This is a genomic window from Methylocystis sp. (assembly GCF_046349115.1).
In the GTDB taxonomy this organism is placed as follows: Bacteria; Pseudomonadota; Alphaproteobacteria; order Rhizobiales; family Beijerinckiaceae; genus Methylocystis.
On record NZ_JAXMCX010000002.1, the window covers coordinates 119,346 to 131,832 of the forward strand.

The following is a 12,487-nucleotide window of genomic DNA, read 5'->3' on the forward strand; positions in this document are numbered from 1 at the left end:
GCTTTTCCAATCACCGTCGAATTCAGGAAAACCGACAGTAGATCGACGTCATCAAGGTGTAAATGGTCTGCGTCGCTTTACGCGCCATGCATCGCCAAAGCGAAACTTTGCGCCCTATGGCGCATGACGAAGAAAGCGAATTTGGGTTTCACGTCCGGAACGAACTCTGCATGTTCGACAGACGACTGACCGCTCTCATCTGCGCAGAATTTACGCGAAAGCATCGAGCGCGGAGCGCGGGTGCGGAAAGCAGCCTCAGCAGCAATATCGCAAGGCAAAATCGCCCGACAGGAACGCAAAGAATCATTCGACGACAGACGGAAAGTCGGGTAGTCTTCCGGCGCTCACCAATTGGACTGTTTAACGCGCTCACGTTCAGAGACTGCCCATGGACTCGTGGTTAATGTTGGGTAATTGCCAAGTTTATGGTCTTGCCGCCTCGGTTCGCCTTTTGAATCCAAAAGTAAACATAAATGCAATTAGCTTTTTCGATTTCAAAAAGGATTCTGAAAAAAACAATAGCGAAATCCATAAATATTCGCGTGTCATCGTGAATCCAATATTTCTTACCACGGATGGCGTCGATTTAAGTGTCGCCAGAAAGCTACATGTCTTACCCAGCATCGATTTTGATGCATATCATCCGGATATTTGCTACGCTTACTATAACAATTCTGTGTTGAAGGGTCCGTTGGACTCATACCATTCCATGCTTATCCTCGCCGCCTATGAGCTCGACGTCCCAAAAAACAAGGTAAGAAGAATTTTCGCTGACGAGATTTTCCAGCAATGCCGTTTCTACGATGTTTGGCATCTGGCGCGTGACCGAATGTTTACTAGGTTTAAGAGATACAACCTAGACATAATCAAATGTTTTGTTGGGTGGGGGCGCAGCGACGCCTTTATGTATACGACCAACCACCCAAAGATCAGATGTCTGTTCGATATTGCGCGGCTTTATTTGATCGCCAACGACATTGAAATTTTTGAGAATGATATATTGCCCATCGATAACTTGGTGAATGGGCCTTGCTACCCGATATATCCGGACATTGCTGAAAGAACAGGCGTACGCGGCTCTTATTTGTTCAAGAACACCAAGCAGCAATTTCTAACGTTGGATCAATTTATCGAAGCAAGTTTTCATGTTTATGGACAGTTCCCAAGAGACCGCATAAAAATCGATCCGTTGTTTAAGGATCGCTATGAGCGGGTAAAGTCCGTGATCAAAGAGTGTATCCAATGACCTCACCGTACGATAATATCGAAGATCATCAATTGTGGCGGCGGGCGGTTTCTAACGTCGAGCCACATTTACTGAATCCCGTCATCGAACCAAAATTTAAGATTGACAAGTCGAGCATCATAGGAACTGCGGGCAGTTGCTTTGCGCAGCACATCGCGCGCAAAATTCGTGAAATTGGTTTTTCATATTTTGTCCCGGAGAAGGGAGAGGAATTTACCGTCGAAGAAAGAATTAGACGCAATTTTGGCGTATTCTCAGCCCGTTACGGGAATATCTACACCACTCGGCAGCTGCTTCAATTGTTCGAGGAAGCCTTTGAACAACGCAACCGATACGAACGGGCGTGGATTCGCAGCTCCGATAACCGCTTTGTCGACCCGTATCGACCGCAGATCGAACCGGAAGGATTCGCCGACATTCGGTCCGTCGCCGAATCCCGGGAGCGGCATTTGGAAGCCGTCCGCGCGGTTTTTCTCCAGTCCGAAGTTCTGGTTTTCACTTTGGGACTTACCGAAACGTGGCGTTCGAAAAAAGATGGTTCGGTGTTCCCGCTGGCTCCGGGAGTCGCGGGCGGCTCCTTCGATCCGGAGCTTCATGAATTTTTGCACCTAGGCGTGGATGAGGTGTCGGGCGATCTTTGCACTTTTCTTAAAAAGCTGAAGGAGCGCAATCCGAAAATAAAGGTGCTGCTGACGGTATCCCCCGTTCCCATGATTGCGACGTTCGAAAAGCGACACGTTCTCGTTTCAAATACATATACCAAGTCGGTTTTGCGCGTAGCCGCTGGAATCGCCGTTTCGCGCTTCGACTTTGTTGATTATTTTCCGTCTTACGAAATCGTAACGGGTTCGTTCGCTGGCGGGCTCTATTACGAAAAGAGTCATCGTGAAGTGAATCCCTTGGGCGTCGCTCATGCGATGCGATGTTTCCTCGATTCGTACCTATTCCGCCCCAGCAATGTCCGAAGCGTTTCTCGCATGGACGAGCTGGACGATTCAGCGAATTCGCAAATGTCATATGAAATAGTTTGCGACGAGGAAGCGATCGACGCGATTAAAGGCGGAACCTCTGTCGACGCATCATAGCGCGGCAGGCCTTATTTATCTTGCCAAAGGCGATGGCGCGTAAGCGATATGCGCTCACTCGCGCATTCCGATCGAGACGAATGTCTGGGGTTGTTCGACGACCCCTTCGCCATGCGTCGCGACCGGCGTCAATAATGGCGTCGCGCGGCTCTACGAGGCGATCGAAAACGGCGTCGCCGATCTTGCCGATCATTGAATCAAAGACTGCGCCTCGGCGCCGACGGCGAGATGCGCCGCGCTTCGACGCCGAGCATACGGCGGCGGAAGTCGAAAGAGCCGGAGCGATTCTCACGCCCAAGGCGCCAGCGAGTTTGGCCCGGCAGAGGGCGCAGCGGTCGATGAAGATGGGCAACACGCCTGCGCGATCCCGCGATGACACCTGTCCATCGTCGCGCCACTCCACGACCTCGATCTTCAAGCACGCCGCGAACGCCGCCGACTTCTTCAACAGGGCTCGGACGCTGGGATGCGGCGGTTCGCACAGTCCGGACGCCTTTGACCGTATCAGTTTGATATCGAACGACAGCTTGAATGTCGCGCCGCCGCCGGAAGTTTGACTTAAATGCAGTCGCACGTCAGCGCCAAGCGCTCGACTGAAACCGATAGCGTCCTTGAATGTGAGCCGGCGCGCAATTCGGCGGCCAGCCTCATACGCCGGGGGCGGCGCGCGACGCCGCTTTAAAAGCGCATGCCTACCCCGGTGACGGGGCCATGGATGATGGCGTTGAGACCGTTTTCCTGACCATTTTGCCAAGTGGAATAGTCAATGCCTACCGCGCGATAGCCGACCATGCCGGTGAGCTTCAGGCCTTTGAATTCAAAGTCTCGGCTATAACCCCCATAGAACTGCCAACTGAACTTGCTGCCTGCGCCGAAGCCGCCGATGTCGCCTCGCATCTGAAATTCCTCGCCGGGCGCGAATTCATGGCGGACTCGCAGTCCCACAACCGGATCGACCCATTGAATCTTGCCAGACCTTGCGGTGCTCCGCGCGCCAACGACGTCCAGTTCAAGAAGTTCTGAGTTGGCGGCGCCGAACGCATTGAGGGTAAGATCCAACCCAATATAGCCGTAACGAAGTCCGGCGTAAGCGTCGAGCGCAGTCGATGAGTTCGTCCCGCCAAGAAACTTCCAGCGCGCAAGTTCGTAACCGACCCCGGCTTCGCCGATCGCGAGCGTTTGCCGCAAACGTCCGCTCGCGCTGATCGCCAGCGCAACATCCGCAACCGGCGAACGCAACTTGAGGGTTGAGCCGGAGAAGCGCAGCCGCGCCCAAGCGAAGTCGCCATAAAGGGACAAGGGTCCGTTGCTCGCCTCTAGCCGCCCCATAAACGCAAGCGGGAACGAGCTGGTCTTCGTGAATGCGTCGACGATCGTCGTATCAGTCCCGATCGCGTCGCCGCGTGCGATCAATGTACCATTCGTGTTGATGGCCCACAAATAGGGCATGACCTTGATGCGCCAGTCGGCAAAGGCTGACCGTTCCGTCATTGCGAATTCGGGAGAGGCGAATAGCGGCGTCGCCGCCGAATTGGAAGTCGGCGGGATGCTCCAATCGAAACGGTAATTCAGTCCCAGGCGTAAGAGATGACCATTAAAGCGCGTCGAGACGCGCATGACGTTGATAAGCTGTAGAGCGCCAATCGTGAGATCCGTAAACGCGAGCGGAACGGCGAAGGAAGCGGAACCGAGATCATAATAAAGATATTCGAGTTTGGCGCTCAGATTATGGCCAAGAGCCATCTCGGCGCCGCCCCCAATCGTCCAGCCCAAACGATTCTCATAGCGATCGCCCTCCGCGACTTTTGCGAACAGAGTGGAGGGCGTCAGAGTCTGCGCCATCGCAGAAATGATGTTGACGCCGCCATAGGCAAGGCCGCCGGTCGCATAGACAAGAATCGTCGGCGTCACCGCATAGCCGAAGCGACCGCGAACCGTGCCGAAATGCTCAAGGCTGCGACGCAGCCTCGCGCTGGTCACGGCGAAACCGCCGGGCGCAGCGGTTACATTGGCGAGACCGCCGCCGCCGCGCACTCCCGCGCCCTGGATGTCGCCTTCGAGCCCGGCGACAAACTTTTCAGCGAATTGCCAATTGTAGCCGGCCTGGCCGCCAAAATAGTAGTCGTCGAGTCGCGCGCGGGTGACGCCGGAGCCGCCAAGCCCCGACGCCTGGCCGAAACCGCCGGCCGTGAGATCAAGCGCGTTAGCGGAAGCGACAGCGATAGGATCGCTGCCCGTCCAGGCATGTCCGAAGTTCATGCCGACGTAAAAGCCTGTCCAGGTGAACACTGGCGGCGTTGGGACAGGCGGCGCTTTTTGCGCTGGAAGGTCCGCGCCAAACGACGGCGTCGTCAAACAGGCCAACGCGAGCACGCTCGCTGCAAGAGATTGAATTTTCAAATTGCCGACGAACATCACAAATCATACGTCTCGAGAGCGCTACCGAGGGATGCTGGAGCGATGCCGCGCAAGTCCCCGTCAAAATCACGTCGTTCGAACTTCGTGCAAGAGTAGGTCAAAATCGCGCTTCATCATGGCCCGCCGAAAAATTATTTCGCGGCGTGGCAAAAGCGCAACGGCGCCGAGAAGGGCCCTTGAACCGGAGAAAACCCGAAAAGGCGGATCGAAACTGCGCAGCTGGCGCTAGCCGATAGAGTGGCCTTCGAACTTGTGACAACGTCAATCGCATTCCAGAATCAACAAAAATGTCTCCCAACAATAAATATCGACCGCTCAGCCAAAGGAACTGCAATTTGGAGAAGAGTGGATGCATGCGGCTCGCCACGCGGAGGGCGATATATTTCGCGCGGCGCCTTGCGTTGGCGGCTGCGTCCATCTGCGCGATATTCGGCCTCGTTGTCGTTGCCGATTATTGTGCCGCCGCACAAGAACAGTCATCCGCGCCATTCTATGCTGGCTCCCAGGCTTGCGCCGGATGTCATGCGGCGGAAACCGCCGCCTGGAAGGGTTCGCATCACGCGGCGGCGATGGCGGTTGCGACGAAGGATAGCGTGCAGGGTGATTTCTCAGGAGCCGCAATCGAGACTCGAGGCTCGACTGGGAAGTTTTTTCAAGACGGCGATCGCTTCGTCGTCGAGACGGAGGGACGCGACGGAAAGACGGGGCGCTTCGAGGTTAGCCACACCTTCGGCGTCGAGCCGCTCCAGCAATATCTTGTGACATTTCCGGACGGGCGTCTGCAGGCGCTGCCCTGGGCCTGGGATACGCGACCAAAGGAAGCCGGCGGCCAGCGCTGGCTCCACCTTTATCCGGATCGGCCAATGCCAAGCGCCGATCCGCTGCATTGGACGCGCTCCATGCAGAATTGGAACTTCATGTGCGCTGAATGCCACACGACAGGCCTGCGCAAGAATTACGACGCCGTTAAGGATCGCTTCAATACGAGCTTCTTTGAGAGTGGCGTCGGGTGCGAGAGTTGCCATGGTCCAGGGCCGGGACATGTGGCTTGGGCGAATGGCGGTCGTGATGGAAGCGTCGCGAACAAGGGCTTCGTCTCGGTTCATGCGCGCCGAGAACATGTCGATTGGTCGCCTGATCCGAAAACGGGCAGTCCCACACAAGCAGCGGCGCGCCCAATCGGCGATGAAGTGGAGCTTTGCGCGCATTGCCATTCGCGGCGCGGTCAAATCAGCGAAGACTGGCGCCCCGGCAGGCCGCTAACCGATACGCATATGCCGGCGCTGCTGACGCAGGAGCTCTTTGAAGACGACGGCCAGATGAAGGACGAAGTCTTCAACGATCAATCATTCAAGCAGAGTTTGATGTACGCCAGGGGGGTTAATTGCTCCGATTGTCACGATTCTCATTCCGGCAGGCTTAAGGCCTCGCGGACGGAGGTCTGCTCGCAATGTCATCAAGCGGATCGCTTTTCTTCCGCAGCGCATACGGGACATCAAAGCGGGCCGAAGGCGCCGGATTGCGTGTCGTGCCACATGCCCGCGCGCACTTACATGGTTGTTGACGAACGCCATGATCATTCATTTCGTATTCCCCGCCCTGACCTTTCCGCAACGCTTGGCGCGCCGAACACATGCAATGCTTGCCACAAGGACAAATCAGCGGAATGGGCGACTCAGGCGATCGAGCGGTGGCATGGACCACGCCGCAAGGGCTTCCAGACCTGGGCAGAGGGCTTCCACAAAGTGCGCCTCGGCGAACCTGCGGCGCGAGAACTGCTGCTTAAGCTCGCCAATGATCCCATGACGCCCGCGGTCGTGCGCGCGACCGCCGTCAATGAAGCGCAACGACTGCCGTCGAATTCAGTGGAGCAGGCGACGATCAAGGCGCTCAATGACGCCGATCCGCTCGTGCGCATCGCCGCCTTACGCGCGCTTCGGCCATCGTCGCCGATAAATCAACGCTGGCGTCGCGCCAATTCTCTGCTGTCTGACCCGGTCAAGGCGGTACGCCTGGAAGCCGCCGTCGCACTAGCCGACCAAAGCGTCGAGGCGTTATCCTCGGAAGAGCGTGCGCGGTTGGAGGCCGCTTGGGCGGAATATGAGGCAAGTCAAAAGTTGAATGCCGATCGGCCGGAGGGACGCGCCAATCTTGCTGGCTTTCTGCTTCGGCGCGGCAAACCCGCTGAAGCCGAGGCGGAATATCTTGCCGGTCTGAGGCTGGAGCCGTCGGCGGCGCCTCTCTCCGTCAACCTGGCTGATTTCTACCGCGCGCAGGGAAAAGAAGTTGAGTCGGAAAAAGCCCTGCGCGAAGCGATCTTGCTCTCTCCCGACGCCGCCGCCGCGCATCACGCCCTCGGATTGAGTCTCATTCGCCAGAAACGGTATTCCGAAGCGATCGTTGAACTGGGTCGTGCGACGGAATTGGCGCCTGGGGAAGCGCGCTTTTCTTACGTTTTCATCGTCGCGTTGAATTCGCTCGGTCAAGAAAAGGAAGCGCGCGCAGCGCAAGGGCAGGCATTGCGTCTTAATCCCTTTGATCCGCAACTGTTGCAGTTGGAGTTGCAGGACGCGTTGCAGATTCAGGACGCCAAGCGCGCGGCGTCAGTCGCGCGCACGCTCGCCGAGTTGGCTCCGGACGATGCCGGGATCGCGCAGTTGGCGACATCTCTCGAAAAACTTCAATAGTTCGTGATCCTTTCGACGCGTCGATTGCTTAACGGGGAAGTTAACCGGCGCGCCCCTTGTGGGGAGGGCGTTAGTCGCTCATCAGTCGTCTCGTCCGATTCTCCCGCCGAATAAGATCGGACTCGGCGTGCTCCTTCTCAGCCTGTTCGGCGAGCGAGATCGTCACCTTCTCGATGATTCCTGTGAAGGCGAAGGGGACTTCGTAGTCCGTCGTGACTGAGGTTCCCTCGTTGCGGCCGACGTCGGCGCCTTCGTCGAGGGAGAAGGTGCAGCACTGCGTCTTCTCGATCCGTCCTTCGGCGACCTTTCTGCCGCTGACCGACAGAGTCGCCGCGCCGCCCTTGCCGGCGCCGCCGCCGTCATAGGCGAAGTCGAAACGGATGCTGGCTTTGCCTGGCGCGAGCTTCTCCTTGGAGGCGACACTGTAGTGATTCAGGCCGAGCCAGTTATAGGCGTAGGTCGGTTTGCCGTCCTTCACGTAAAGCGACCAACCGCCGAAGCGTCCTCCCTGCGCGAGTATCACGCCCTCCGCGCCATCTTGCGGAACCACGATGTCGGCTGTGATGCCGTGCGACTGGTTCTTGACGTTGATGAATGCGTTTTCTGACATGCCGCGCATGCCCTGATAGACGGTAAGCGATTTGCGTCCCGCCATCAGATCGGGACGGCCGGCGATCGCCGGGTTCAAGCGCTCCGCGGCGCGATCGTCGATCGGCAGCACATGATTTTCCGCGGCGATGCGCATGAACTGGCGCTGCATATCCTTGAGTTTCTTCGGGTCCTTTGCGGCGAGATCGTTGACGAGCGAAAAATCGCGTCGGGTATCGTAAAGCTCCCAAACGTCATCCTTGAGCCGATGCGGAGGCTTTTGTTGCCACGGTTCGCGGTGAATTGTGCCGGCGAGCCAGCCGTCGCTATAAAGCGCCCGGTTGCCGGTAATCTCGAAATATTGCGTCTTGTGGCGATCGGCGGCCTTCGGATCGTCGACGGCGTAAAGCATGCTGACGCCCTGGATCGGCGTCTGCGGCGTGCCGTTCACGACCTTGGGTTCAGGTAGTCCAGCCGCCTCGAGAATGGTCGGCGCCACGTCGATGACGTGATGCCATTGCGATCGCACCTCGCCATGGCCCTTAATGCGCTTGGGCCAATACATCACTAAAGGATTGCGCGTGCCGCCATAGCTCGACGCCACCTGCTTGGTCCAAGCGAAAGGCGCGTCGCCCGCTACCGCCCAACCGGCGGCATAGTGATTATAGGCGCCGGGACCGCCGAGATCGTCGAGATGGCCGAGCACGTTCTGCAGATTTTCCTCGACTCCGTTGAAATAGGAATTTTCGTTGAAGAGGCCGTTTTCGCTGCCTTCAGCGCTCGCGCCATTGTCGCCGACGATGTAAAACACCAGCGTATTGTCGAGCTGGCCGACGTCGCGGATCGCGTCGATCAGCCGGCCGATTTCCGTATCGGCGTATTCTCCAAAACCCGCGAAAACCTCCATCTGCCGCGCGAAGAGCTTCTTCTCCTGCGCCGAAAGCTTGTCCCAGTCCTTGATGTAAGAAGGCTTGGGCGCAAGCGGCGTATCGGTCGGAACCACGCCCAGAGCCTTCTGGCGGGCGAGAGTCTCCTCGCGCACCTTATCCCAGCCCTGGTCGAATTTGCTGCGATATTTGTCGATCCATTTCTTGGGCGCCTGGTGCGGCGCATGGGTCGCGCCCGGCGCGAAATAAACGAAAAACGGCCGATCTGGCGTCAGCGATTTTTGCGCCTTCACCCATTTGATCGCCTGATCGGTCATGTCGGTCATGAAGTGATAGTTTGGATCTTTCGGCAGTTCGACTTGGGTTGTCCCGTCGTAGACGAGCGGCGCCCATTGATTCGTTTCGCCGCCCATGAAGCCGTAAAACTTGTCGAAGCCCTGTCGCGTCGGCCAGCGGTCGGTCGGGCCGGAAACGCTGACCTCCCAGGCGGCCGTCTCGTGGTTCTTGCCGAAATGGGCCGTGCTGTAGCCGTTGAGGCGAAGCATCTCGGCGACAGACGCAACACTGTTAGGACGTTGCCCCGTATTGCCGGGAAACGCGGTCGCGATCTCGGTGATGCCCGCCATATTGTTCATGTGGTGGTTGCGGCCGCTAAGCAACGCCGAACGCGTCGGCGAGCACAGAGCCGTCGTATGGAATTGATTGAAGCGCAGGCCCTCATTCGCGAGCGCCTCGACGGTTGGCATATGGATTGGTCCGCCGAAGGCGCTCGATTGGCCGAAGCCCATGTCATCGATGAGCACGATCAGAATATTGGGCGCGCCATCCGGGGCCTTGACTTCAAAGCGCGGCGGCGGCTTGGCGTCGCGGGCGTCGAGTTCCCTGTAGATCGGCGGCTTCGGCTCACGTATCGGCAGCACGCGCCGATCAAATTCTGCTGCAGCGCAAACAGGGGTAGCTGCGGCGAAGGCCAGGAGAGCCAAACTGGCGGCGAGCGCCTCGTTCTTGCTCGATAAGACCATCATTTGTCCTCCCGCGGAATTCTCGTGCGCGTCGGGGCAGCTGGCCGACCCGGCATCCCGAGAGCTTATCGGATTTCCACTGTTACCTGTTCGATCCGTCCCTGAAAGGCGAAGGGCGGCTTATAATCATTCGACACGGCAGAGACAGAGTCGCGACCGATGTCGAAAGGCTCGACGCTGTAGCGGAAGGGAACAGTCTTGCTCACGACGCCGTGGGCGGTTTCCTTGCCGTTGACGAGGATCTTGACGTCGGCCGGCTTGCCTGGCCCCTGCGCTGTCGGCGTCACCTCGGCGCGCAGCTTCGACTTGCCCTTCGGCAATTGTTCAGATGACTGGACCTTTGCGTGATCGACTTCGAAGAAGTTGTAATAGAAGGTCGGCTTGCCGTCCTTTACATAGAAGGACCAGCCCGAGGTGACGCCGCCAATCGCCGCCAGCACGCCATCCGTTCCCCCGTCGCCGACCAAGACATCCGCAGTGACCGCGAAGGGAACATTATGGGTGTTGAGCACGGCCGATTCGCTGATCCCAGTGACTCCCGGGCCGTAGGTGAATTTTTTCAGGCCTGCGAGAGGATTGGGCCGAAGGGTCGCGTCGAAACGTTCTGACATGCGGTCGTCGAGGGGAAGCACATTGTATTTTTTTGCTTCGACTATGAAGGCGGCTTTCAGCGCCTTCACCTTTTCCGGATATTTCGCGGCCAGATTGTCGGCTTGCGAAAAGTCTTCGACGATATTGTAAAGCTCCCAGGAGTCGTTGTCGAAATCGCCCGTGGCGGCGCCGGATGTTTGCCATGGCAGACGGCCATGTCGCGTCGTCGCCATCCAACCGTCCTTATAAATCCCGCGATTGCCGAGCATTTCAAAATATTGCGTGGTCCGGCGCGACTTAGCGTTCTTGGCGTCAAACGAATAAAGCATGCTCACGCCCTCGAAGGGCTTTTGCTTCACTCCATTAACGACCTCGGGGGTCTCTATATGCGCCGCCTCCAGCACGGTCGGGGCCACATCGATAACGTGATGGAATTGCGCGCGCAGTTCGCCCTTCCCTTTGATACCCTTGGGCCAGTGAACGACAAGGCCGTTGCGGGTGCCGCCAAAATGCGAGGCGACCTGCTTGGTCCATTGGAACGGCGTGTCAGCCGCCCACGCCCACGCCGCCGGCACATGCGGTTCGGTTTCCGGTCCGCCGATTTCGTCGAATTTGGCCTCGAGGCCCGCGAGACCGAGCTGAATCCCGTTGAGGCTCGCGACTTCATTTACCGTCCCTTCGAGACCGCCTTCGCCCGAGGCGCCATTGTCGCCGACGATGTAGAAGACCAGCGTATTGTCCATTTCGCCGGCCTTCTCGATCGCTTGGATGAGGCGTCCGACTTGGTCGTCGGTGTGCTCGAGGAAGCCGGAATAGTTCTCCATCAATCGGCGATAAACGCGCTTGGCGTTTTCGGGCTGATCATCCCAGGAAGGAAGTTCTTTGGGACGCGGGGTCAGCTTCGTATTGGCGGGAATGACGCCGAGTTGTTTCTGCCGCTCAAATGTCTCCTCGCGATATTTGTCCCATCCCGCATCGAACTTACCCTTGTATTTTTCGCGATAGGCTCGAGGCGCGTGGTGCGGACCATGGATCGCTCCAGTCGAGAAATACATGAACCACGGCTTTTTCGGATTTGTGGCGTTGACCTGGTTGAGCCAGCCGACGGCGTTGTCGACCAGGTCTTCGGTGAGATGATAGCCTTGCTCGGGCGTCTTAGGCTGCGCGACCGGCGTCGTGTTACGGTAGAGCACCGGATAATACTGATGCGTTTCGCCATTCATGAAGCCGTAAAAATATTCGAAGCCCCAGGTCTTTCCGGTCGGCCAGCGGTCGAATGGCCCTGCGGGCGAAATTTCATTGTCCGGCGTATTGTGCCATTTGCCGAAAGCGGCGGTGGCATATCCGTTTTGTCTTAGAATTTCTGGTAGACCTACCGTGGCGTTCGGGACGACGCCCGTATAACCGGGAAATCCCGTTCCCATCTCGATGATGACGCCGGTGGCGACGCTGTGATGATTGCGGCCGGTGAGCAGCGCGCCGCGCGTGGGCGAACAGAGCGCGGTTGTATGGAACTGGTTATAACGCAGCCCTTCCTTTGCGAGCTTGTCGAGCGTTGGCGTCGCCACCGCGCCGCCGAACGTTCCGGCATGGCCGAAGCCAACGTCGTCGAGGAGCACAATCAGCACGTTTGGCGCCTCTTTTGGCGCCTGGATTTGCTTCGGAAAGTCTGGCTTGGAATTCTTGTAGGTCTCGCCGATGACGCCGTTGAACGTCGGCTCCGGCTTCGGCAGGACCTTTTCCGCTCCCGCCGGACGCGCATGCAAGGCCGCCACGCAGATGAAAACGATGGCCGCCATGCAATGTCGTTTCATGTTTCCGTCCGCGCTGTTGAAAGCCCTGCGTCGCTTGCCAACTAGGGCGTTTCAATGCCCTGGCCAGCGGCGCTGGGCGCTTTCGCATGACGCGCCAGAACCCTGGAAAAGCGTGGCGCCGCCAAGGCTCAACGCCGAGCGTTACAAGG

7 protein-coding genes are annotated in these 12,487 nt (G+C 57.9%); 4 read left to right on the forward strand and 3 right to left on the reverse strand.

Annotation, left to right across the window (positions count from 1 at the left end; translation table 11 throughout):
- Positions 1-388 precede the first annotated feature (388 nt).
- From U1E20_RS06375 to U1E20_RS06385, 3 genes are all read left to right on the forward strand, one after another.
- Entirely contained in the window at positions 389-1,246 is an 858-nt protein-coding gene (locus U1E20_RS06375) for a WcbI family polysaccharide biosynthesis putative acetyltransferase (protein WP_409979760.1), read from the forward strand.
- Positions 1,243-2,331, forward strand: a complete 1,089-nt coding sequence (locus U1E20_RS06380; protein ID WP_409979761.1) for a GSCFA domain-containing protein — start codon at positions 1,243-1,245, stop codon at positions 2,329-2,331. The genes U1E20_RS06375 and U1E20_RS06380 overlap by 4 nt, the downstream gene beginning before the upstream one ends.
- Before the next feature lie 338 nt (positions 2,332-2,669).
- Positions 2,670-2,888 carry a hypothetical protein gene (locus U1E20_RS06385; RefSeq protein ID WP_409979762.1) on the forward strand — a complete coding sequence of 73 codons (219 nt, stop codon included), beginning with the start codon at positions 2,670-2,672 and terminating at the stop codon, positions 2,886-2,888.
- Positions 2,889-3,009: 121 nt separating this feature from the next.
- Here the strand turns inward: U1E20_RS06385 and U1E20_RS06390 are convergent, their stop codons facing one another.
- Positions 3,010-4,746, reverse strand: a complete 1,737-nt coding sequence (locus U1E20_RS06390) for an outer membrane protein (RefSeq protein ID WP_409979763.1) — start codon at positions 4,744-4,746, stop codon at positions 3,010-3,012.
- 356 nt (positions 4,747-5,102) lie between these two features.
- Between U1E20_RS06390 and U1E20_RS06395 the strand changes: the two genes are divergently transcribed.
- On the forward strand, positions 5,103-7,436 hold the full coding sequence (locus U1E20_RS06395; protein WP_409979764.1) for a multiheme c-type cytochrome: 2,334 nt from the start codon (positions 5,103-5,105) through the stop codon (positions 7,434-7,436).
- 70 nt (positions 7,437-7,506) lie between these two features.
- Here the strand turns inward: U1E20_RS06395 and U1E20_RS06400 are convergent, their stop codons facing one another.
- Entirely contained in the window at positions 7,507-9,936 is a 2,430-nt protein-coding gene (locus U1E20_RS06400) for an arylsulfatase (RefSeq protein WP_409979765.1), read from the reverse strand.
- Between the two features lie 62 nt (positions 9,937-9,998).
- Entirely contained in the window at positions 9,999-12,323 is a 2,325-nt protein-coding gene (locus U1E20_RS06405) for an arylsulfatase (RefSeq protein WP_409979766.1), read from the reverse strand.
- Positions 12,324-12,487 lie beyond the last annotated feature (164 nt).

Excerpts from the sequence above, each read along its gene's own strand:
- U1E20_RS06375 (WP_409979760.1), top strand. The coding sequence starts at position 389 with ATGGACTCGTGGTTAATGTTGGGTAATTGCCAAGTTTATGGTCTTGCC.
- U1E20_RS06380 (WP_409979761.1), top strand. The coding sequence starts at position 1,243 with ATGACCTCACCGTACGATAATATCGAAGATCATCAATTGTGGCGGCGG.
- U1E20_RS06385 (WP_409979762.1), top strand. The coding sequence starts at position 2,670 with ATGAAGATGGGCAACACGCCTGCGCGATCCCGCGATGACACCTGTCCA.
- U1E20_RS06390 (WP_409979763.1), bottom strand. The coding sequence starts at position 4,746 with ATGTTCGTCGGCAATTTGAAAATTCAATCTCTTGCAGCGAGCGTGCTC.
- U1E20_RS06395 (WP_409979764.1), top strand. The coding sequence starts at position 5,103 with ATGCGGCTCGCCACGCGGAGGGCGATATATTTCGCGCGGCGCCTTGCG.
- U1E20_RS06400 (WP_409979765.1), bottom strand. The coding sequence starts at position 9,936 with ATGATGGTCTTATCGAGCAAGAACGAGGCGCTCGCCGCCAGTTTGGCT.
- U1E20_RS06405 (WP_409979766.1), bottom strand. The coding sequence starts at position 12,323 with ATGGCGGCCATCGTTTTCATCTGCGTGGCGGCCTTGCATGCGCGTCCG.